The following is a 20472-nucleotide window of genomic DNA, read 5'->3' as shown; positions in this document are numbered from 1 at the left end:
TAGGGAAGTGAATGTCATTACGGCAATTATTTGAAGAAATAAAACAAAAGGAATGGATTGAAATACCTGAAGGGTGGTTACAAGGGCGAACCGTTTTTGGTGGTCTTGTCGCTGGATTACTCATGCAAAAGGCCTGCAGCAATATTCAAGATCCAAATAAAAGATTATTAAGCTGTAGTATTACTTTTGTGGGACCTGTACAGCAGGGGCCTGCTCAATTGACTAATGAAATTTTAAGGGAAGGTAAGTCGGTCACTACGCTTGAAACCCGTTTATGGCAAGATGGGGCGGTACAAACTATTTTGGTTGCGAGCTTTGGTGTACCTCGTGCATCGAGTATTAATGTGCGGCAAGAACCTAGAGTTCCAGTTTATGCACCACCAGAAGATTTACAACCTATTCCTTTTGCTAGACAAATGCCAGAATGCTATCAACATTTTGATGTATGCTGGGCAGAAGGTCACTATCCTGTTACAGGAAGTCAGTATGCTGACTTTGGAGGATGGTCAAGGTTCTCTCCAGAGAAGCATGAAAATCGTCAAATGACTTTGCCAGATTTAATTGTTTTGATGGATATTTGGCCACCTGGTGTATTGCCGATGTTTAAGCAAGTTGCTCCTGCAAGTTCTTTAACTTGGCACATTACCTATGTCCATCCGTTCCAACATCAATTGTATGACTGGTTTAAATATAAAGTGGTAACTGAATATGCGGGTGAAGGTTATTCCACAGAAGCTGCCCATCTTTGGGACCAAAATGATCATTTAATTGCAATTTTACGGCAAACTGTTACGGTATTTACTTAAGCAGTCCACTTCCTCGATTCATATATTTCGTATAAAGTGGCTGTTACAGATAGATACAATATTGAAGAAAGTATTTTTGTCTGTTACAAGATGCTTGAAGACTTAATTGGCGGTGTTTATGACCACAGGGCGAATCCTGAATATCCCAAATATCCTAACGTTGGCGCGTATCGCGCTTATTCCTGTATTTTTGGTGATTGCGTATTGGCCGCCTGCAATGGGTATTGGTGAGCACGAAGGAAGTATGAGTCGTCATATTATCTTGACGGCTATTTTTGTGTTTGCTGCTATTACCGATTGGTTTGATGGCTATTTGGCACGAACTTTAAACCAGACTTCAGCATTTGGCCGTTTCTTAGATCCAGTTGCAGATAAGCTCATGGTGGCGGCTGCACTGATTGTTTTAGTACAGTGGAATCCAACCATTTCAATGGCTTTTGCAGCAATTGTGATTATTTCGCGAGAAATTACAGTTTCTGCTCTACGTGAATGGATGGCTGAACTGGGTGCACGCACCAGTGTGGCAGTATCGACTGTAGGTAAATATAAAACAGCCTTTCAGATGATTGCCATTAGTGTGTTCTTGCTCAATTGGGAACCTTTAGAAATGCTTGCCTATGCTTTGTTATATACAGCGGTCATTTTAACTTTATGGTCTATGTTTATTTATCTCAAAGCAGCTTGGCCTTATTTAAAGCAACCTTAAGTGCATATTGAATGATGAAGCCTTTCTACAATGAAAGGCTTTTTTATTTTTGAAGAGTGCAAGAATCGGGTCGTCACAAGACTTTGGCTACTTTAATGTAAGATATAAGTGCTAAGGAGGTGACACATGCAAATGCTTTCTTCTCGGCAATTTGCTGTAATTGCCACTGTAATTGAATATTTATATGAACATCTGGACCAGCAACCCAGTCTGGACGATGTGGCGAGTCATATGAATTTAAGTTCAGGTTATATCCAACGTCAGTTTCAGGAATGGGTAGGGATCAGCCCGAAAAAATTCGTTCAATATATGAGTTTGCAGCAGGCCAAATATTATCTGTTACAACAACGGAGTTTATTAGAAACTGCGTTAAATACGGGTTTATCTGGGACCGGTCGTTTACATGATCTGTTTGTTCAGCTTGAAGGGATGACACCCGGTGAATATAAACAGCAGGGCGAAGGCGTTATTCTTAATTATTCGGTTGAGACAAGCCCATTTGGTGAGTTGTTGGTGGTCAGCAGTGAAAAAGGCATATGTTCTATTCGATTTATCGAAACTCACGAGAATATTGAACATCTCATTCAACAGTCTTTTCCGAAAGCTCAATTAAAAAATCAGTCACCGATTTGGCATCAACAAATTGCAAAGTGGTTTGAACAGGATTTTTCAGAACACTTACAGCAAAAACTTCCTCTTAATTTGGCTGGAACCCCATTTCAGCTACAAGTATGGGAAGCCTTGCTCACCATTCCAGAAGGACAATTGCGGACTTATCAAGATATTGCTGAGCAAATTGGCAAGCCTAAAGCAGTTAGAGCCGTTGCTACTGCAATTGGACAAAATCCGATTGCATATTTGATTCCTTGCCATCGCGTGATCCGTGCCACAGGTATGGTTGGAGAATATCATTGGCAAAAAGGTCGTAAATTGGCATTGTTAGCTTGGGAGATGTCAAAGCAACATGGAGAGACCGTATGACCTTGGATTTATTTTCTCCAGAGCCTTGTGAGAATTTATTACCCTACGATGGTGAAGTTCAGGACTATGGATGTATTTTAAGCCCTGAAGAAGCTGAACAATATTTTCACTATCTTTATCAACACCTCGCGTGGAAACATGACGAGGCTAAGTTGTATGGCAAGCACTTTATTACAGCTCGAAAAGTTGCATGGTATGGAGATGACTACTATCAATATAAATATTCGGGTGTCGCACGTGATTCCTTGCCGTGGGACAAAGCACTTACCAAACTAAAACAACAGGTAGAACAAATACTTTCAGAAAAATTTAATTCTTGTTTGGCAAATCTTTATGAAGATGGGACCCAAGGAATGGCTTGGCATAGTGACTCAGATGTGTCTTTGGCAAGAACAACCACAATCGCTTCTTTAAGCTTTGGTGCTACCCGAAAATTTTCTTTTAGACATATTCAAAGTAAAGAGAAAGTTGAATTGTGGCTACAGCCAGGCCAACTCATTGTGATGCGTGGTGAGACTCAACAATATTGGCAACACCGTTTAAATCGCTCAACAAAAATTTTACAACCGCGTATTAACCTTACTTTTCGGCAATTTCAGTTTTTATAACCTTCATTAAAAAGCGGGCAAGAAAAAAGCCCATGATGGCAGCATGAGCTTATTCCTCTGAGGGGGATGCTTCTATTGATGAGCTGCTGATGAAAAGAATCACCAATAGGAGCTAAAATCATAATATGAGAATATTGTGATATATTCAATGTTTTAAAGTGTAAGAAAAGTTTAAATTATCATAAGATGGGGTTTTAGATTTCACCTTTTTCAGATAATTCCATAAAACGTTGTTCAATAAGTGCTGCATTTTCTTGCAAAATTTCAATGAGCTTTTCAACATTTAAAAAATCAAAACGATTTTTAGAAGCCACTAGAGTCAAAGCTAAAGGCACTTCTTTGGTTGAAAATCGAACAGGAACAGCAAGGCCTGAAACATTCGGGTCAATCTCACCTTGTGAGAAATAGAACCCTTGTTTTTTAATTTTACGCATACGTTGAATAAAGCTTGGTTCATCTTCAGCAAAGCCTGATTGTTTTAATTCTTGCTGGTAACGATGGTAGTAGTCCTGCATTCGTTGTTTACTTAAATGCGAAACCATTGTTTTTGGAGATGATCCGACGTAAATCGGTCTTGGGCAACCTCGGCCATATGAAAGTAATTCAGTGTCTTTAAATATTTCATGATGTATGTCAATGCAATAGTCATCATTTAAATAAGTAAGCAAACAGCACAGTTCGGTACGTTCTACAATATTTCGCATAAACGGTGTGCTGATCTGAACCAGTGGGTCGGTGGTTCTAGAGATATAGTCAAGAACTGCAATTTTTGAGCCTAAGGTATAATCGCCAGAGGTTCCATTAATGCGCTTTAATAGGTCAGCCGATACTAGCTCTTTGAGGTAACGGTAACTCGTTGGTTTGGACAAGCCAAGTTCTTCGCAAATAATATCGACATTAATGATTGGACGCGAAACCGAAAACAGGTCCAGTACAGTTAGAATTTTGCCAAAACTTGAAATTGCCATAGTGTCTTGTTCGTATCCTTTAACAACGAGTCATCTTTGAGTTTTTATAACAGAAAAAAAGAAGATTTGTCTCAATTCTAAAATAAATGCTTGATGTGAGTATTTTACTCTGACAAAGAGAAAACTTCTCTGGGCTTATACATCATATACGATAATTAAAAAATATATCAAATTATCAAATAGAGATATTTTAGTTGACTAAATCACTTTATTTTGAAAAAATTGCCAAACAAAATATCTAATCGAGAAATTGGTCTGTTCTGGGCAGGTTTCTTGATACCTCTTCTTTCCAAAGCTTGGCCGTTTAAATAGCGCCCAAACTGAAATCATCTCGGCCAATCAGGCGAGATGTGGAAAAATCATTGTATTGAAGGATGCTCCTCATATCATTTGCTTTTAAGCAAATGGCAAAGTTGTGTTGTCTTTAGAAAGGCAATCAAACATTGAAGGGCATGCTCATCAGTTCAAATCTGTATTTGAGATGAGTTCATGTTATTAAAGCAAATACTGGCGTTCCGCCCGAGTAGGCTTGATCTGATCTTTGCCTTAAAAACATTTATTGCCGGAATGTTGGCACTATTTGTTTCTTTTGAATTAGATCTAATTAACCCGATGTGGTCGATTGGTACAGTCCTGATTATTGCCAATCCATATTCAGGAATGGTTTCCTCTAAATGTGTCTACCGAGTGGTAGGGACGATTGGTGGGGCTGTAATTGCCTTAACGCTAACGCCACATCTAATTAATACACCTTGGATATTTACCGTGGTGTTGTCGTTGTGGGTGGGGTTTGCGCTTTATGTGTCGCTACTCGATCGTACTCCACGTAGTTATGCTTTTATGCTGGCGGGTTATTCGACAGCCATGATCGTCTTCAATGCAATTACCTATATTGATCAATACAATATATTTGATATTGCTTTAGCTCGGGTCATAGAAATCTCGATTGGTGTAATTTCAAGTGCCGTGGTGTCTGCCACGATTCTTCCAATGCATATTGGCTCGGCAATTAAACAGCGGGTGATCAAAACCCTCAAAGATACAGAAAATCTGTTTGCTAATTTATTAACTACAGATTCCCAGCAAAACAATACTCAGCTTCTGGCTGCCATCACTCGTGACACCACCGATATTCATGCCTTGGCAGTACATTTGAGTTATGAGAAGGGTGAATTGCATGGCATGACCAAACCCTTGCAGGAAATGCTTCATCAAATCTCAATGGTGGTGGCTAATCTAGTCGCTTTATCTGAGCGTATTAAGCAGCTTCAAGAACTTCGGTTTATCGAGACTCATGCAGAGAAATTGCAACAGCTTTCAGCTCATGTTGTTCATTTTCTGGAGCAAAAAGATTTAATTATTGATGAAAATATTTTGCAGTTGCCTGATGAGTTTGAAAGCGATTTCGCAAGTTTGATGGAGTCGGCTTCTACACATCAACAAGTTTTGGTTGCAGCTATGAAAATGGATGTGCGCCATTTCATTAGCAATGTGTTAGCCGTTAAAGTCTTGTGGCAGCGAATTCAGCAAGGTAATAAAGAAATTCCTGACAACATTACTCCAATGACCACCAAATATCCAAGTTTACACCGTGACCATGGTGTGGCGATACGCGGTGGTATTAGTGCAGTCCTTATTACTTTTATTGTGACTGGCGTCTGGATTGTGTCGGGGTGGAAAGCTGGATTTATGATGGCACAAATGGGTGCAGTAACGGCTTGTATTTTAACGGCCTTAGATAACCCCGTGCCAGTTTTGCGTATTTTTATCTGGGGCAGTATTGCTTCAGCAGTTTTAGTCTTCGTTTATGCATTTGGTATTTTTCCGCATGTCACTACATTTTGGGAACTTGGACTGGTTTTGTTGCCAATGTTCTTATTCGCAGTGTCGATGATGGCCAACCAAATGCTGATGCCAGTAGGTATGGTATTGGGTATTAATACCATGATGGGACTAAACTTGCACAATGCTTATAGCATGGATGCGGTGTCTTATCTTGATAGTTCATTCGCCATGATCTTAGGTGTTTTAGTATCTTTGATTGTCATTGACGTTGTTCGTGCCATGTCACCAGACACGAGTGCAAGCCGTATTTTAGCGTTGCATTATCGTGCCATGCGACAAGCGATTTATCTACCGTATGGCCTAGATTTTAAAGTTCATCTACGCAGTATGCTGGATCGAATCGGGATTCTAAACAGCAAAATGGTGCAGTCCAACGAGATTAAAACCTCAATTCAACAAGCATTGATTGAGTCGAGTAGTATTGTCGATTTAAGCCGACTGCAAGAGTTAGCTAATCAGTTCCCTCAAACATCCGAACTCACTCAGCATATTGGTGATTTGCAACAAAATCTGGATGAGCTGTTTAGAGCGAAAGAAAATGACAGAAACGATACAACAGCTTTAGTAGAGAAAATCTACCGAGCGTTATTTGAATTAAAACAGCTTGCTTCAAATGTTGAAGATATGACTATGCGACAAAGATTACTCATTTCACTGAACAATATTGCTTATAGCATGTGTCATGTTTCATCAGATCAAATGAGTGAAAACAGCACCCTGAGAGGAGCCCCAGCAAATGGGTGAGTTTAATGTTTATGGTATTTATGTGCCTTCTTTGCTCGTTCAAGCACTCTTGGCATATATCTGTTTCCGAGGGTTAAGCCCTTTGACAAACAAGTTGATTGCAAAAGGCTGGATTGCTTTACCTAGTATTTTCAATTTGTGTTTTTACCTGTTACTGCTTTTGGTAATACATCAAATTTTTGTTGGGGTCGGTGCGTAGAGATGTTTGCGAAATTAAAGATTGAGTTAGGTGAGTGAAATGAATCAGGTGGATTTGAAAAAAGTCATCCGTCCAGTAATTTTGATTGTCGCATTAATGGTGGCGGTCTATACCATTGTGCATTTATGGAATTACTATAATGCGGCGCCGTGGACACGCGATGGTCGTGTTCGTGGGGATGTTATTCAAGTATCTTCGGATGTCGCAGGGCTTGTTACAGAAGTATTGGTTCAAGATAACCAGACTGTGAAAAAAGGTCAGGTGCTCTTTAAAATCGATGTTTCCCGCCGAGCTTTAGATGTAGAACAAGCAAAATCTGATTTAGCAAAAGCAAATGCAGCCTTTGCCCAAGCGCAAGCTGGTTTAGCACAAGCAAAAGCGAACCTAATTAAATCTGATACGAATATTAAATTAGCCGAGAAAAACGCAAGCCGCTATTCAAATCTTATGGATGGCGCCATTTCTAAACAAGAACAAGATCAAGTTTTCGCAACACGTGATCAATCCCATGCTGAACATGAGCAACTCCAAGCTGCCATTCAGCAAGCAGAAGCAACTGTTAAACAACAACAGGCTCTCATTGAGGCGGCTACGAGTAATTTGCATTTGGCCGAGCTTAATATGCATCGTGCTGCGGTGATTGCCCCAGCTGATGGTACTTTATCTAACTTTGATATGCGCCCAGGTAACTATGTTCAGGTCGGACAAGCTGTTGCGGCACTACTTGACCGTAAACAACTCTATGTGGTGGGTTATTTTGAAGAGACGAAATTAAACCGTATTCATGTAGGCGATCAGGCTACTGTGCAATTAATGGGTGATAACCAGAAAATTAAAGGCCATGTACAAGGGATTGCATCGGGTATTGAAGACCGTGAACGTTCAAGTAGCTCTAAGCTTCTTGCTAATGTAAATCCAACTTTTAGTTGGGTTCGTTTAGCGCAGCGTGTACCTGTGAAGATTGTGTTAGATGAAACACCGAAGAATGAACTTGCTTTTGTCTCTGGACGAACTGCGACTGTGCATATCGTTGAAAAATAAAATCGAAGTGATTTAATTAAAAAAGCATGTAGTTTTAATTACATGCTTTTTTGTTTTATGGCGTTAATCCAACTGGATTTCGATACCAACTCTGAATGAGTAGTGCAGCAGCAAAACTATCCGCCGAGAGCTTTTTTGCTCGACCTTGCTCTTGGTAAAAACCGAGCTCTTCTCTCGCTTCACGTGTAGTTAAGCGCTCATCTACCATCAACGTTTCTATGTTGGTTTGATGGCGTAAACGTCTTGCAAATTTGCGGGCACGTGTAGAGAGCTCTGACTCGCTATCATCCATATTTAAAGGCAAACCCACCAAAAATAAATCAGGTTGCCATTCTTTCACGATTTTTAATAGCTGATCCCAGTTTGGAATACCATCTTTCATCACAAAAAGAGGGAGGGGATTGGCACTTTCAATTGAAGACTGGCCAATCGCCATTCCCATTTTTTGAGTACCAAAGTCAAAAGCCATAATCGATTTTGATGGTGTCTCGGTCATTAAGCGTGTCCGATTTCAGAAGCTAACCACGCACGATCTACACCGATTTTTTTATAAGCTGCATCCCAACGGTCGTCGTAAGGCAGGTTAAAAATTAAGTCCATATCGGCATCACAAATGAGCCAGTCACCACGCGTAATCTCATCTTCTAACTGATTTTTGCTCCAGCTTGCATAACCTAAAGCAATCTGATATCGACCGACACCTTCATTATGGGCAATCGCATCCAGAATATCTTTACTTGTGGTAATACAAACATTTTCACCTACAGCAATAGATGAATGCCATGTTGGTTGTCCGGTATGAAGAACAAATCCAGCTTCGGGACGTAATGGGCCACCTTGTAAAACCGCATGTGGGTTTACATTGTCTGCTTCAATGTCGAGATCATTGAGTAATTCTTTAATTTGGATACCGGAAGGACGATTAATAATAATGCCTTGAGCACCTTCTTCATCATGACGGGCAAGATAAATTACAGTGTTTGCAAAAAAGTCATCTGCCATTTCTGGCGGGGCAATCAGACAACGGTGAGTCAGATATTGTTTGGTCACCTAAGCGGTTCTCCCTCAAAAAATGTCATTAGAGGGCCTCTCGACCCTTTTATCTATATAGGTTCTTTTTATCAACATACAAGAGTTAATCGGATTTCGCCAATCTTTTTCACTCATTTTCTTTATTAATTTGAAGAAGCCTGAAATTTAAGTTGGCGTAATTGTTTGGCGTGTTGCAAGGTTGTTTCATTAATTTCAACACCGCCTGACATACGTGCTAACTCGAAAATGATTTGATTTTCGTCTAGTTCCACAATTGTACTGCTGGCTGGGTCAGTTTGTTGTTTCTTCACTAATAAATGCTGATCGGACTGTGCTGCAACTTGTGCTTGGTGCGTAATACATAATAGCTGAACATGTTGGGCTAAATCAGCAAGTAAACGTCCCACAACTTCTGCGGTTCCACCACTAATCCCGACATCAATTTCATCAAACACCAACACTTCTGCTTCGGTTTTTTCAGCATTCATGACTTGCATAACTAATGCAATACGTGAAAGTTCACCGCCTGAAGCGACACGTGCTAGTGGTTGTGGTGGAATACCTTTGTTGGCCGTAAATAGAAGCTGAATAAAACTTAAGCCTTCAGCGGTAGGTTGCTCTAATGGCTCAAACTTAAACTCGAAGTGTGCCTCCGGTAGTGCTAAAGGTTTAACCTGTTCAGTTAATTGTTTAGCAAGCGGAGCAGCAGCTTCACGACGAATATGGTCTAAATGCTGAGCTTTCTCTAAGAACTCTTCATGCGACTTTTCAACTTGTTCTGCCAATGTTTCTGGGTCTTCAAGCTGATGTAGTTGCTCAAGCTCACTCTGCCAAGCTTCATATTCTTCTTTAAGTGTTTCCGGTTGAGTGCGGTATTTACGAGCCAAACGATGGAAAACTTCAAGTTTAGAGTTAAGTTCTTCCATTCGTTCAGGGTCAAAGCTTTGACGATCAATAAATTGACGCAAGTTTGCTGTTGCATCATCTATTTCACTTTGAGCATTGAGTAAAGAATTATAAATTTCAGAAAGTTGTTCACTACGCCCCGCGTGAGACTCTAGACGGCGAATAATCGAAGACATTTCTTGAGTAATATTCTGCTCAGCTTCATCTAAAACATTTAAGCTATAGCTACAGTCTTGCATGATATGTTCATGATGACTTAGCCGATCGAACTCTTGCTCAATTTCTTTATAGTCGGTTTGAATGACCTCTTCGAGTTCTTCAATTTGATGTTCTAAAGTACCAATGCGTTGTAGACGAGTTGCTTGTGCATCTAGAGCCGCTTGGTGCAAACGAATGGTACGTTGCCATGTGCTATAGGCTTCACGTACATCATTTGCTTCAGCATAAAAATTGTTATAGCGGTCTAACCAATGCTTTGGATAAGGCGGTTCAAGAAGCTGTTGCTGACTATGCTGACTATAGAGTTGAACCAGCAAACGTCCTAACTCTTTAAGTTCAGATAGGCTACTTGGACGTCCATTGACCCAAGCTTTACTGCGTCCAGTTGCAAAAATAACACGACGTAAATGAATTTCCCCAGAATCATCATCTAGCTCGTGGTCTTGGAGCCATTTTGCTTCAGGACTATTATTTTGATAGGTAAAAACAGCGGTAATATCCGCTTTGTCCGAACCATAGCGGACATAATTTGTATCTGTACGTTCCCCTAGGCAGGCAGAAAGTGCATCCAGTAATAATGATTTTCCGGCACCTGTTTCGCCTGTTAGAACATTAAATCCTTGTTCTATATCAATAGCCAAATGATCAGCTAATGCAAAATTAATTAAAGTTAAATGTGTGAGCATAAACGCATCCAACGCGCCAAATTATGGGTTAAAGATAGAGAAGTTTTGAATTTGCTACAAGTGATCTATTATTCTAACTGAAATTATAGAACAGCAAGATTGCGGATATTTACAATGAAAAAAACATTAAGCTTACCGAAACCACCAATAGGGATGATGAACCGCCATAAAAAAAACAACCCTGCGGAAATGAATAAAATTTTAAATCAGCATTTTAATGCATTTAAACAAGCCGCAGCACAAGGGAATTATGCCAAAGCTTATCAACATGTTAAACAAGCTGTTAGCTTAGTTCCTAAGCATCCAGGTGCCTTGTCAGATTTAGCTTATACCGAATTACGCTTAGGCCGTTATAACGATGCCTATCAACATTATTTACAAGCGATTCAGGCCAGTGGAGCTAACGTAAATACAAACTTATATGATGGTCTTACAGAAGTTTGCCACCATTTAAATAAAAAAGAAGAAACGATGAAATTTGGGCGCTTGGCAATTGCAACTAAAAAAGAATTAGCGAAGAGCGAACCTATCTTATCGATTCCGGATCATGCACCACCTGAGTTTAGTGCAAATCCTCAAGAGAATATTATTGCTTTTTCATTATTTGGAGCAAATCCCCGTTATTGTGAAACCTCTATTTTAAATACTCAGCTTGCCAAACAGATTTATCCAGAATGGACATGTCGATTTTATGTCGATGAAAGTGTGCCAGTACTTGTACAACAGCGCTTAAAAGAGAAAGGTGCACAAGTCATCCAAGTTACAGATTCTCAGAAACAACTATCTGGCCTGTTTTGGCGCTTTTTGGTGATGGATGACCCGACAATTAAGCGTTTTTTGATACGTGATGCCGACTCTATTGTGTCGCATCGTGAAAAAGCGGCTGTAGATGCATGGCTCAAAACTGATAAGTGGTTTCACTTAATGCGAGATAATTATTCTCATACTGAGTTGGTTTTGGCCGGAATGTGGGGCGGATGTACGGGGATTTTTCATAATATTGAAGCACATATCAGAGATTATGTTGCCACCGGACGTTATCTGGATAACCGGGTGATGGATCAGCATTATTTGCGTTACTGTATTTGGCCGACTTTAAAACAAAGTGTGTTGATACACGACAGTCAGCAATTTGATCCGGAGGCTATCGATTTTCCAGCTTATGATCTGGCGTTAATGCAAAACGACAGTGAAAGTTTTCATGTAGGGATGAATGACGGTTCACCGGTAATTGCTACAGCAGTTGCTCATCCAACCGCGCAAAAAGTGTGTTGGATACTCCTAGATGAAAATCAGGTCGAAGTTTGCAGATACGATGCAATTGTGTCTACTAGTCGAAATATTGAGATTAACTTACCTCATGCTTTTGCCAAAAAAATTCAGGCAGAGCAGTGGAAATTACAAGTCTATCCGTATGAAAACTGATTGATTAGTTATTTAGGCACAATTAAACTACATTCATCATAATTTATATAAATACGGCATTATCTGGAGAGTGTGCATGAGTTCAACCCAATTTGATCATGTAACGGTCATCAAAAAATCAAACGTTTATTTTGGCGGAGCTTGTATTAGCCATACCGTACAATTTGAAGATGGAACTAAAAAAACATTAGGTGTTATTTTGCCGACTGAGCAGGCTTTAACTTTTGAGACGCATGTTCCTGAGCGTATGGAAATTATTTCAGGCGAATGTCGCGTAACAATTGCGGACAGCACTGAAAGTGAGTTGTTCCGTGCAGGCCAATCATTTTATGTGCCTGGTAATAGTCTTTTTAAAATCGAAACTGATGAAGTCCTCGATTATGTGTGCCATTTAGAAGGCTAAGAAATTCCTATTCAAATCGGGTACACTATGCCCAAAGAAATCCTGTGAAGTTGGCTTTGCAGGATTTTTATTTTTTTGCTCAAACGTTGTTAGAGGTCATGCATGGCAAAACCGGAATATTATTATGGCGTTCATTCAGTGGAGTCATTGTTAGAACTTGAGCCGGAACGTGTGCTAACCCTGTTTACTTTAAAAGGACGGGATGACCAGCGTTTGCAAAAGATTTTGCAATTGGCAGAGCCTTTTGGAATCAGTGTACAAAAAGCAAGCCGTGATAGTCTCGAAAAGCTTGCAGGTCTACCATTTCATCAAGGTGTAGTTGCAGCAGTACGTCCGCATCCAACTTTAAATGAAAAAGATCTAGATCAGATTTTGGCTGAAACCCCAGATGCATTGTTACTGGCATTAGATCAGGTGACAGACCCGCACAACTTAGGGGCCTGCATTCGTACAGCCGCTGCAATGGGCGTGCAAGCCGTGATTGTGCCTCGTGATCGTTCGGCAAGCTTAACTCCCACAGCGCGTAAAGTTGCAGCGGGTGGAGCCGAAAAAGTTAAATTCATTCAAGTCACAAACTTGGCTCGTACATTAGCCCATTTGAAAGAAACGACTCATACGCGTGTGATTGGTACAATGCTTGATGAAAGTGCAATGCCAATTCACAAATGTGATTTCGCGGGCCCAGTTGTGATTGTTATGGGAGCCGAAGATACAGGTTTGCGTCCAATTACACAGGCACAGTGTGACCATAAAGTTTATATTCCGATGTCTGGAAATTTACAAAGCCTCAATGTGAGCGTGGCAACGGGTATGGCACTTTATGAGGCTTGTCGTCAGCGTTCTGAGGTATAATCTAGCTGCCTTTCTAGTTTCTAAGCAGTCTTGATATGTCTCCCCGTAAGCAAGGTTATTTTTTTGTATTGGTGACCATGTGCATTTGGGGCGGGTTTACACTTTTTGCCCGTTTAAATGCACAGTGGCACATCAGTGCCTGGGACATTGCTGCACTGCGCTTTGCTATTGCTTTCCTAATTTTGATGCCTATTCTGATCTATAAGAAAGATCTCGCTTTTTTATGGAGTAAGCACGCCGTTATTTTGGCGCTCATTGGCGGGGTCATTTATTGTCTTACCGTCTACACAGCGTTTCTCTACGCGCCTGCTGCGCACGCTGCAATTTTTTTAAATGGTTGTATTCCTATTTGTACTGCAATTGCGGCATACATTTTATTTAGGCAACCATTTGATAAACATACATGGATTAGTCTAGCCATTATGATCACTGCCTTGGCTCTCATGAGTGTTTTGATGTTGCAAGGTAATGCTTCTGCTTTTGGCGTGGGGGATTTACTTCTTTTTATTAGTGCGATTTGGTGGGGCATTTTTACTGTATTACTTAAACAGTGGAAACTTTCCGCATGGCACTCTATGGCAAGTGTAGCGATTTGGTCTGCAATTATTTACTTACCCATCTATGCTTTATTTTTACCTAAACATTTCATGGAAGTCAGTCCTGTTCATCTAGCGATACAAGGCATTTTCCACGGTGTATTTGTCGTGATTATTGCGACATTAACCTATGTTGCAGCTATCCAAAGACTTGGTGCTTTCAAAACAGGAAGTATTGTTACTTTAGCGCCGTTTATTGCTGCCATTTTAGCTGTCCCTTTACTTGGCGAGTCATTAAGCCCATCGATTGTTGTGGGCTTGGTCGGAATGGGAATTGGTGCCTTACAACCTTGGCGCTGGTTTCGACAAGATAGCTTGGCGCAAAAGATTCAGCAGCAAAATAAGCAAGATTAGTTTGTACGTTTCAAATAGCTTTGATGTAAAGGCTCTAATTGCTGATATAAATGCTCGAGTAGTCCGTCATTAAACACAATGTCATTGGCAAGTTCACGTTTGCGCTCGCGTGGCATTTGTGCAGCAATAATTTTCTGAATTTGTTCTTGGTTTTGCCCATCGCGTTGGCTTGCACGCTGAATTTGAGTTTGTTCACTCGCATCAACTAATAAGGTGTGGTTAACCAGCTCATGCTGGTTGGTTTCAAAAAGTAGTGGTGAAACTAAAATCACATAAGGGCTTTTAGGGTTTTGTAGCTGTTGAATAATAGATTGGCGAATGGCTGGATGTGTGATTTTCTCAAGGGTCTGTCTTGCTTCAGGGTTTTGAAAAATATATTCACGTAGGGCACGGCGGTCTAGATTGCCGTCGGATTGAAGCACCCAATCTCCAAAAGTTTGTTGAATTTTTTGAAGGGCAGGTTGGCCTTTTTCAACCACTTCGCGAGCAACAATGTCGGCATCGACGACTTGGATTCCTTGGGACTCAAACCATTGTGTTGCTGCAGATTTTCCACTGCCAATTCCACCTGTGATTCCCAGAATAAAAGCCATCTTAACCTCCCAAATAAATTTTCATAATATGGTCACCCCATAAAAAGGCAACCCAACCCGCAATGGCAATATAGGGCCCAAAAGCAAAGGGCTGATTGTCATTACGTAACTTTAATAAAATGATGCCAATAATTGCACCTAGTAAAGATGACAATAGCACAATTAATGGCAGCATCAATGGCCCCATCCATGCGCCTAAGGCAGCAAGCAATTTAAAGTCGCCGTAGCCCATACCTTCTTTGCCTGTAATCACTTTAAATAAGTAATAAACAATCCAAAGGCATAAAAAACCGATTAAATATCCCCAAATAGCTGAGTTAGGCGAGGTATAAATATTAAAGGTGTTAATGCCTAAGCCGAGTGCAGCCAAAGGCAAGGTAAAACGGTCGGGGAGCAGTTGAGTATCAAAGTCTATAAAGGTGAGGGCAATCAGGACCCAAGTCAGGACTAATCCCCAAAGCATTTGTAGGGTTGGGCCAAACACTATGACGACTACCAATGAACATAGCATGGTGAGTAGTTCAACCGCTGGATAACGAATACTAATAGGATGCTGGCAATGACCACATTTTCCTCTTAACATCAGCCAGCTTATGACAGGAATATTTTGATACCAACGGATAGGTTGATGGCACTCTGGACATGATGAAGCAGGTTTACTTAATGTTAGTTTTTCATGCTCAATGATGGGTTGCTCAGGATTAAGCAACATTTGACATTCTTGCTGCCAATCTTGTTCCATCATTTTTGGGGTGCGATAAATCACCACATTCAGGAAGCTACCAATACATAGGCTCACGAGTGCAACTGCAATATAGAGTGCAGATAAGTTTTGAATAAAATACGCAATGATGTCTTGCATTATACAACTGAACCCATTTGGAAAATTGGAAGATACATAGCAATCACTAGACCGCCTACGAGCACCCCTAAAATTGCCATGATTAAAGGTTCCATCATAGAAGTTAAACCATCAACGGCATTATCCACTTCATTTTCATAGTAAGTGGCCACTTTATCGAGCATGCTATCTAGTGCACCAGATTCTTCACCAATTGCGACCATTTGTATAGCCATCGATGGAAAACGATTTGAAACACGCATTGCAAATTGAAGTTGCTGGCCTGTGGCGACATCTTCACGAATTTTCATGACGGCTTGTTCATAAATAACATTGTTGGTAGCACCGGCAGTTGATTCAAGCGCATCAATGAGCGGGACACCTGCGGCAAACGTGGTGGCTAAAGTACGGCTATAGCGGGCAATAATCGCCTTATAAACCAGATCACCAAAGATAGGCAGTTTCAGGGTAAGTTTATCTAAGCCATCACGAAACTTTTTACTACGCTTTTTAGCTTCGAGAAATGCAGCAATAATTGCCCCAATCGCAATAATCATAATGAACCAGTATTCCTGCATCCATTTCGACATATTCACAACCATTTGGGTGAATGCAGGTAGATCTGCGCCAAAAGAAGAAAACAGGTCTTGAAACACTGGCACGACTTTAACCATCAAAATAATGGTAACAATCACAGCAACTACAATAACCGTTGCGGGATATTTCATAGCTTTTTTGATTTTCTGCTTAAGCAATTCACTTTTTTCTTTGTAAATTGCTACGCGGTCTAACATGGTTTCAAGCGCACCAGATTGTTCACCAGACTCTACAAGAGAACAAAACAAGTTATCGAAGTGTTGAGGATACTTTCTTAAAGCCGAAGCAAAGGTACTACCACCTTCAACTTCGCCTTTAATACCGAGTACTACCTCGCGCATAGCTGGGTTTTCTAGACCTTCCGCTACAATTTCAAAGCCTTGTACCAGTGGAACCCCTGCTTTCATCATCGTTGCAAGTTGACGGGTGAAAATCGTGATATCGAGTGTCGATACTTTCTTCTTGAATAAACCTTCAAGAATATTTTTACGCTTTTCCCGAATGTTACGGACAGTTACCCCTTGTTTGCGTAGGGTGACTTTGGCTAAGGCCATATTCTTAGCCGGAAGTTCTCCCTTAATTTTTACGCCCTTACGGTCAACCCCTTCATAAGCAAAAGTCGGCATCATTTGTGCCTTTTTGACAGTCATGAATTATCCTTATTTTTAAATTGTCTTTTATTCACTGGTCACGCGGTTGACTTCTTGTAAAGAAGTAACACCTTGCATGACTTTCTTTAATCCTGAACGACGCAGATTATTAAACCCCAGCTTTTCAGAAGCAGCAGCGATTTCTAAAGCATTGCCATCTTCCATAATAATCTTGGAAATTTCAGGTGTAACTTTCATTACCTCGTAAATACCTACTCGACCTTTATAGCCTTCACGACACTCGGTACAACCGATAGGCTGGAAAACTTGAAAATCGGGATGAGTCAGATCTTGTTCGGTAAAGCCCATTTCTAATAGGCTCTGTTTAGGAATGTCAGCAGGTATTTTACACTGTGGGCATAGCCGACGTGCTAAACGCTGTGCAATAACCAAGTTGACTGATGTTGCGATATTAAAGGATGGAACACCCATATTGCGTAGGCGAGTCAGGGTTTCTGGAGCACTATTGGTATGCAGTGTCGACATGACCATATGACCAGTTTGTGCAGCCTTAATCGCAATTTCAGCCGTTTCTAAATCACGAATCTCACCGACCATAATAATGTCCGGATCTTGACGTAAAAATGATTTAAGTGCAGCAGAAAAAGTTAGACCTACTTTCGGGTTGACGTTAACCTGATTAATTCCTTCAAGGTTAATTTCAACTGGATCTTCGGCGGTGGAAATATTCGAACTTTCAGTATTTAAAATATTTAAGCCCGTATATAAAGATACCGTTTTACCGGAACCTGTAGGACCTGTAATTAAAAGCATGCCTTGTGGTTTATCCAGTGCTTCTAAAAAAAGAGCTTTCTGATCTTCTTCATATCCTAAAGCATCAATTCCGAGCATCGCGCTAGATGGATCGAGAATACGCAGAACCAGTTTTTCGCCAAACAAGGTTGGAAGTGAGTTCACACGAAAATCGATTGCTTTAGTTTTTGAGAGCTTAAGTTTGATACGACCATCTTGAGGCACCCGTTTTTCGGAAATATCCATTTGAGACATGACTTTCAAACGTGAAGCTAAACGGTTAGCCAACTGTAAAGGCGGATTTGCAATCTGCCGTAATACACCATCGACTCGGTAACGAACCCGATATGATTTCTCATAGGGTTCAAAATGTAAGTCTGAAGCTCCCATACGAATCGCATCTATGAGTAATTTATTAATATATTTAACAATAGGTGCTTCATCGCCTTGAGGTGTTTCTTCCTCCTCTTCTTGTGAAGATGGAGCTTCAAGGTCTACATCAAGATCAAATTCTTCATCACTAAACTCGAAACTGCTTTCTTCGGTAAATTGCTGCGTCAGAATTTTCTCAAGCTTATGGTGCTCGACAATAACTGGCTCAACCATCAGCTTGCTATTAAAGCGAATCGCATCAATTGCTTCAATGTTACTTGGATTGCTGGTCGCGACATATAAAATCTGCCCTCTTTGTATAAGAGGTAAGACCCGATGTTTTAAAATCAGTTTCTGGTCAACCAAATTTTTAGGAATTTGGCTGGTATCGTAAACATCCAGATCAAAATATGGTTCAGCAAATTCAATAGAAATAGTTTCAGCTAATAAAGAAGGGGAGAGATGAACCTCTTCAATCAGGTACGCAACCGTATCCCGTTTAGCTCTTTTTGCTGCATCTAACGCTGTTTGCATGGTCGCTGCCGACACATGTTTTTCTTCGACTAATCGTCGAAAAAACCCCGAAAATTTTGGAGATGTATGTATGACTGACATCTGCCTACCTATGCTCATATGTTTATAATTGGTATATAAAAAATTATACTTTTGTTATCTAAAATTACTACCTGAGAAAATGATGCTCTGGTCTTGGTCCATTCGCCAAAGCTTGAACTAGTCGAAGTTTTTATTCATTAATTTTTGAAAGATGATTCTTTAGATTCAATAAAGTTTTATAACTGTTTTCAATGAGTAGAAAAGATATGGGTAAAGCCGTTAAAGAAAAGTATCTGAAATTTGTATAAATGCGTGTAGAATGTGCTGCATTTTTGATGAAAGGTGAGCCGTATGTCGGGTTCGACGATTACGCCTTGGGTAGTTGGCAACTGGAAAATGAACCCAATGCGTGCCAATGCCAAACAACTTATAGAAGAATTTAAACAACTATTGCAACAAGACCAAATTGCAGATGAAAACTGCCATGTAGGGGTTGCTCCGGTTTCTATTGCACTTGCAATGGTACAAACACAATTGCAAGATGCTGCAAGAACAGTATATACAGTTGCACAAGACGTATCACGTGTAGCAGGTACTGGTGCTTATACTGGCGAAGTCAGTGCAGAATTATTAAAAGATAGCCAAATTAACTTTGTATTGGTGGGTCATTCTGAACGCCGTGATATTTTTGGTGACAACGTTGAAATCTTGAAGGCGAAACTCCAAAATGCTTTAAATGCAGGCTTGACTGCCATTTATTGTGTTGGTGAAAGCCTCGAACAACGTGAACAAGGTTTGGCAGAGCAAGTTGTATTGCAACAAATTTGTGATATTGCTCCTGTAGTTACTGCTGAGCAGTGGCAAAAGCAAATTGTAATTGCCTATGAACCAATCTGGGCAATTGGAACAGGTAAAACTGCTTCTCCACAAGATGCACAGGCAATGCATGCTAAGATTCGTGAAGGTTTAAGTCAGATTACTTCAGCGGGTTCAGACATTGCGATTTTATATGGCGGTAGTGTAAAAGCTGAAAATGCAGTCGAATTGGCAGCATGTCCAGATATTAATGGTGCGTTGGTAGGTGGTGCTTCACTAAATGCAGCATCTTTTTATCAAATTGTACAAGCCTTTGCACAAAGTAAATAACGAGGATAGGGTATGCACTCTTTTGTACTGATCGTACATATTATTTTAGCGGTACTGATGATTGCCTTGATTCTAGTGCAACACGGTAAAGGTGCTGATGCTGGTGCTTCTTTCGGCGGTGGCGGAGCTGCAACTGTATTCGGTGCATCGGGTTCAGGTAACTTCCTTACTCGCCTTACTGCAGTTTTAACAGCCTTGTTTTTCGTGACAAGTTTAACTCTTGCTGTTTTTGCAAAAAAACAGACCACGGATGCATATAGCTTGAAAACTGTACAAACTACAGCACCTGTTCAAACGACATCGCCTGAAACTTCACCAAATGCACCAAAATCGAGTCAATAATTCGAAATAAGGCTTTCCTTTTGCAGTTGGAAGGACTAGAATGCGTCCCACAAGCTGCGGTGGTGGTGGAATTGGTAGACACGCTACCTTGAGGTGGTAGTGCCTTCGGGCGTGGGGGTTCAAGTCCCCCCTTCCGCACCAACTTTGAACCAGAAAGTTGAGTGCAAGCAGTTTATTGATGCGGGATGGAGCAGTCTGGTAGCTCGTCGGGCTCATAACCCGAAGGTCGTTGGTTCAAATCCAGCTCCCGCT

Annotated in this window: 21 protein-coding genes, 2 tRNA genes and 1 pseudogene; 16 read left to right on the top strand and 8 right to left on the bottom strand. The window is 40.7% G+C overall.

Annotated features, from left to right (window positions below):
* Positions 1-11: 11 nt before the first annotated feature.
* The 4 genes from KTI78_RS15620 (at position 12) to KTI78_RS15600 (ending at position 3101) form a co-directional block, all read left to right on the top strand.
* The gene (locus KTI78_RS15620) at positions 12-806 is read left to right on the top strand and encodes a thioesterase family protein (protein ID WP_224992389.1); all 795 of its coding nucleotides are present in this window, start codon (positions 12-14) and stop codon (positions 804-806) included.
* 118 nt (positions 807-924) lie between these two features.
* Positions 925-1512: a CDP-diacylglycerol--glycerol-3-phosphate 3-phosphatidyltransferase gene (pgsA, locus tag KTI78_RS15615; protein ID WP_016142390.1), complete on the top strand. Its 588-nt coding sequence runs from the start codon at positions 925-927 to the stop codon at positions 1510-1512.
* 126 nt (positions 1513-1638) lie between these two features.
* Positions 1639-2493, top strand: coding sequence for a methylated-DNA--[protein]-cysteine S-methyltransferase (locus KTI78_RS15605; RefSeq protein ID WP_410374420.1), 855 nt, complete (start codon positions 1639-1641; stop codon positions 2491-2493).
* The gene (locus KTI78_RS15600) at positions 2490-3101 is read left to right on the top strand and encodes an alpha-ketoglutarate-dependent dioxygenase AlkB family protein (RefSeq protein WP_239974960.1); all 612 of its coding nucleotides are present in this window, start codon (positions 2490-2492) and stop codon (positions 3099-3101) included. The genes KTI78_RS15605 and KTI78_RS15600 overlap by 4 nt, the downstream gene beginning before the upstream one ends.
* A 194-nt stretch (positions 3102-3295) precedes the next feature.
* Here the strand turns inward: KTI78_RS15600 and KTI78_RS15595 are convergent, their stop codons facing one another.
* Positions 3296-4069 carry an IclR family transcriptional regulator gene (locus tag KTI78_RS15595; protein ID WP_016142387.1) on the bottom strand — a complete coding sequence of 258 codons (774 nt, stop codon included), beginning with the start codon at positions 4067-4069 and terminating at the stop codon, positions 3296-3298.
* A 367-nt stretch (positions 4070-4436) separates the two neighbouring features.
* Here KTI78_RS15595 and KTI78_RS15590 point away from each other — a divergent pair.
* From KTI78_RS15590 to KTI78_RS15575, 4 genes and pseudogenes are all read left to right on the top strand, one after another.
* Positions 4437-4568 (top strand): annotated as a pseudogene (locus KTI78_RS15590) (hypothetical protein).
* A complete protein-coding gene (locus tag KTI78_RS15585) occupies positions 4559-6658 on the top strand; it encodes an FUSC family protein (RefSeq protein WP_239974958.1) in 2100 nt (699 codons plus the stop codon). Before KTI78_RS15590 ends, KTI78_RS15585 begins: the two are co-directional and overlap by 10 nt.
* Positions 6651-6857: a DUF1656 domain-containing protein gene (locus KTI78_RS15580; RefSeq protein WP_032054272.1), complete on the top strand. Its 207-nt coding sequence runs from the start codon at positions 6651-6653 to the stop codon at positions 6855-6857. Before KTI78_RS15585 ends, KTI78_RS15580 begins: the two co-directional genes overlap by 8 nt.
* 39 nt (positions 6858-6896) lie before the next feature.
* Positions 6897-7898 carry an HlyD family secretion protein gene (locus KTI78_RS15575; protein WP_262446660.1) on the top strand — a complete coding sequence of 334 codons (1002 nt, stop codon included), beginning with the start codon at positions 6897-6899 and terminating at the stop codon, positions 7896-7898.
* 55 nt (positions 7899-7953) lie between these two features.
* Here the strand turns inward: KTI78_RS15575 and ruvX are convergent, their stop codons facing one another.
* The 3 genes from ruvX to recN all read right to left on the bottom strand — a co-directional run bounded on the left by ruvX (position 7954) and on the right by recN (position 10741).
* On the bottom strand, positions 7954-8394 hold the full coding sequence (gene ruvX / locus KTI78_RS15570) for a Holliday junction resolvase RuvX (RefSeq protein WP_016142383.1): 441 nt from the start codon (positions 8392-8394) through the stop codon (positions 7954-7956).
* Positions 8394-8948 (bottom strand): YqgE/AlgH family protein, encoded by a 555-nt coding sequence (locus KTI78_RS15565; RefSeq protein WP_003654562.1) that lies wholly within the window; start codon positions 8946-8948, stop codon positions 8394-8396. The genes ruvX and KTI78_RS15565 overlap by 1 nt, the downstream gene beginning before the upstream one ends.
* Before the next feature lie 125 nt (positions 8949-9073).
* The gene (recN, locus tag KTI78_RS15560) at positions 9074-10741 is read right to left on the bottom strand and encodes a DNA repair protein RecN (RefSeq protein WP_016142382.1); all 1668 of its coding nucleotides are present in this window, start codon (positions 10739-10741) and stop codon (positions 9074-9076) included.
* 114 nt (positions 10742-10855) lie between these two features.
* Here recN and KTI78_RS15555 point away from each other — a divergent pair, with 114 nt between their 5' ends.
* The 4 genes from KTI78_RS15555 to KTI78_RS15540 all read left to right on the top strand — a co-directional run bounded on the left by KTI78_RS15555 (position 10856) and on the right by KTI78_RS15540 (position 14371).
* Positions 10856-12166 carry a tetratricopeptide repeat protein gene (locus KTI78_RS15555; protein WP_262446659.1) on the top strand — a complete coding sequence of 437 codons (1311 nt, stop codon included), beginning with the start codon at positions 10856-10858 and terminating at the stop codon, positions 12164-12166.
* 76 nt (positions 12167-12242) lie between these two features.
* Positions 12243-12569: a pyrimidine/purine nucleoside phosphorylase gene (locus tag KTI78_RS15550; RefSeq protein ID WP_004795031.1), complete on the top strand. Its 327-nt coding sequence runs from the start codon at positions 12243-12245 to the stop codon at positions 12567-12569.
* Between the two features lie 102 nt (positions 12570-12671).
* Entirely contained in the window at positions 12672-13421 is a 750-nt protein-coding gene (gene rlmB / locus KTI78_RS15545; protein WP_262446658.1) for a 23S rRNA (guanosine(2251)-2'-O)-methyltransferase RlmB, read from the top strand.
* 35 nt (positions 13422-13456) lie between these two features.
* Positions 13457-14371, top strand: a complete 915-nt coding sequence (locus KTI78_RS15540) for a DMT family transporter (protein ID WP_016142379.1) — start codon at positions 13457-13459, stop codon at positions 14369-14371.
* Here KTI78_RS15540 and coaE read toward each other — a convergent pair.
* The 4 genes from coaE to pilB are packed head-to-tail and all read right to left on the bottom strand — an operon-like array spanning position 14368 to position 18792.
* Entirely contained in the window at positions 14368-14964 is a 597-nt protein-coding gene (gene coaE / locus KTI78_RS15535; protein ID WP_062849621.1) for a dephospho-CoA kinase, read from the bottom strand. The two genes, KTI78_RS15540 and coaE, sit on opposite strands and share 4 nt — an antisense overlap.
* Position 14965: 1 nt before the next feature.
* The gene (locus tag KTI78_RS15530) at positions 14966-15826 is read right to left on the bottom strand and encodes a prepilin peptidase (RefSeq protein ID WP_262446657.1); all 861 of its coding nucleotides are present in this window, start codon (positions 15824-15826) and stop codon (positions 14966-14968) included.
* Positions 15826-17052, bottom strand: a complete 1227-nt coding sequence (locus KTI78_RS15525) for a type II secretion system F family protein (protein ID WP_239967971.1) — start codon at positions 17050-17052, stop codon at positions 15826-15828. The genes KTI78_RS15530 and KTI78_RS15525 overlap by 1 nt, the downstream gene beginning before the upstream one ends.
* A 27-nt stretch (positions 17053-17079) precedes the next feature.
* A complete protein-coding gene (gene pilB / locus KTI78_RS15520; RefSeq protein ID WP_262446656.1) occupies positions 17080-18792 on the bottom strand; it encodes a type IV-A pilus assembly ATPase PilB in 1713 nt (570 codons plus the stop codon).
* Between the two features lie 291 nt (positions 18793-19083).
* Between pilB and tpiA the strand changes: the two genes are divergently transcribed.
* The 4 genes from tpiA (at position 19084) to KTI78_RS15500 (ending at position 20472) form a co-directional block, all read left to right on the top strand.
* A complete protein-coding gene (tpiA, locus tag KTI78_RS15515; RefSeq protein ID WP_016142374.1) occupies positions 19084-19878 on the top strand; it encodes a triose-phosphate isomerase in 795 nt (264 codons plus the stop codon).
* A 12-nt stretch (positions 19879-19890) separates the two neighbouring features.
* Complete coding sequence (secG, locus tag KTI78_RS15510) at positions 19891-20220, top strand: preprotein translocase subunit SecG (RefSeq protein WP_016142373.1); 330 nt, start codon at positions 19891-19893, stop codon at positions 20218-20220.
* 56 nt (positions 20221-20276) lie between these two features.
* A tRNA-Leu gene (locus KTI78_RS15505) sits at positions 20277-20361 on the top strand.
* 39 nt (positions 20362-20400) lie between these two features.
* Positions 20401-20472: transfer RNA gene (locus tag KTI78_RS15500), tRNA-Met, on the top strand.

The organism is Acinetobacter sp. WU_MDCI_Abxe161 (assembly GCF_025514355.1).
Lineage (GTDB): Bacteria > Pseudomonadota > Gammaproteobacteria > Pseudomonadales > Moraxellaceae > Acinetobacter > Acinetobacter pittii_E.
The sequence above is the reverse complement of the archived record's forward strand: the minus strand, read 5'-3'. Positions and strand labels throughout refer to the sequence as shown.

Excerpts from the sequence above, each read along its gene's own strand:
- secG (WP_016142373.1), top strand. The coding sequence starts at position 19,891 with ATGCACTCTTTTGTACTGATCGTACATATTATTTTAGCGGTACTGATG.
- KTI78_RS15530 (WP_262446657.1), bottom strand. The coding sequence starts at position 15,826 with ATGCAAGACATCATTGCGTATTTTATTCAAAACTTATCTGCACTCTAT.
- KTI78_RS15605 (WP_410374420.1), top strand. The coding sequence starts at position 1,639 with ATGCAAATGCTTTCTTCTCGGCAATTTGCTGTAATTGCCACTGTAATT.
- rlmB (WP_262446658.1), top strand. The coding sequence starts at position 12,672 with ATGGCAAAACCGGAATATTATTATGGCGTTCATTCAGTGGAGTCATTG.
- KTI78_RS15550 (WP_004795031.1), top strand. The coding sequence starts at position 12,243 with ATGAGTTCAACCCAATTTGATCATGTAACGGTCATCAAAAAATCAAAC.
- recN (WP_016142382.1), bottom strand. The coding sequence starts at position 10,741 with ATGCTCACACATTTAACTTTAATTAATTTTGCATTAGCTGATCATTTG.
- KTI78_RS15585 (WP_239974958.1), top strand. The coding sequence starts at position 4,559 with ATGTTATTAAAGCAAATACTGGCGTTCCGCCCGAGTAGGCTTGATCTG.
- KTI78_RS15575 (WP_262446660.1), top strand. The coding sequence starts at position 6,897 with ATGAATCAGGTGGATTTGAAAAAAGTCATCCGTCCAGTAATTTTGATT.
- KTI78_RS15580 (WP_032054272.1), top strand. The coding sequence starts at position 6,651 with ATGGGTGAGTTTAATGTTTATGGTATTTATGTGCCTTCTTTGCTCGTT.
- coaE (WP_062849621.1), bottom strand. The coding sequence starts at position 14,964 with ATGGCTTTTATTCTGGGAATCACAGGTGGAATTGGCAGTGGAAAATCT.
- KTI78_RS15600 (WP_239974960.1), top strand. The coding sequence starts at position 2,490 with ATGACCTTGGATTTATTTTCTCCAGAGCCTTGTGAGAATTTATTACCC.
- pgsA (WP_016142390.1), top strand. The coding sequence starts at position 925 with ATGACCACAGGGCGAATCCTGAATATCCCAAATATCCTAACGTTGGCG.
- pilB (WP_262446656.1), bottom strand. The coding sequence starts at position 18,792 with ATGTCAGTCATACATACATCTCCAAAATTTTCGGGGTTTTTTCGACGA.
- KTI78_RS15555 (WP_262446659.1), top strand. The coding sequence starts at position 10,856 with ATGAAAAAAACATTAAGCTTACCGAAACCACCAATAGGGATGATGAAC.
- ruvX (WP_016142383.1), bottom strand. The coding sequence starts at position 8,394 with ATGACCGAGACACCATCAAAATCGATTATGGCTTTTGACTTTGGTACT.
- KTI78_RS15595 (WP_016142387.1), bottom strand. The coding sequence starts at position 4,069 with ATGGCAATTTCAAGTTTTGGCAAAATTCTAACTGTACTGGACCTGTTT.
- KTI78_RS15620 (WP_224992389.1), top strand. The coding sequence starts at position 12 with ATGTCATTACGGCAATTATTTGAAGAAATAAAACAAAAGGAATGGATT.
- KTI78_RS15525 (WP_239967971.1), bottom strand. The coding sequence starts at position 17,052 with ATGACTGTCAAAAAGGCACAAATGATGCCGACTTTTGCTTATGAAGGG.
- tpiA (WP_016142374.1), top strand. The coding sequence starts at position 19,084 with ATGTCGGGTTCGACGATTACGCCTTGGGTAGTTGGCAACTGGAAAATG.
- KTI78_RS15540 (WP_016142379.1), top strand. The coding sequence starts at position 13,457 with ATGTCTCCCCGTAAGCAAGGTTATTTTTTTGTATTGGTGACCATGTGC.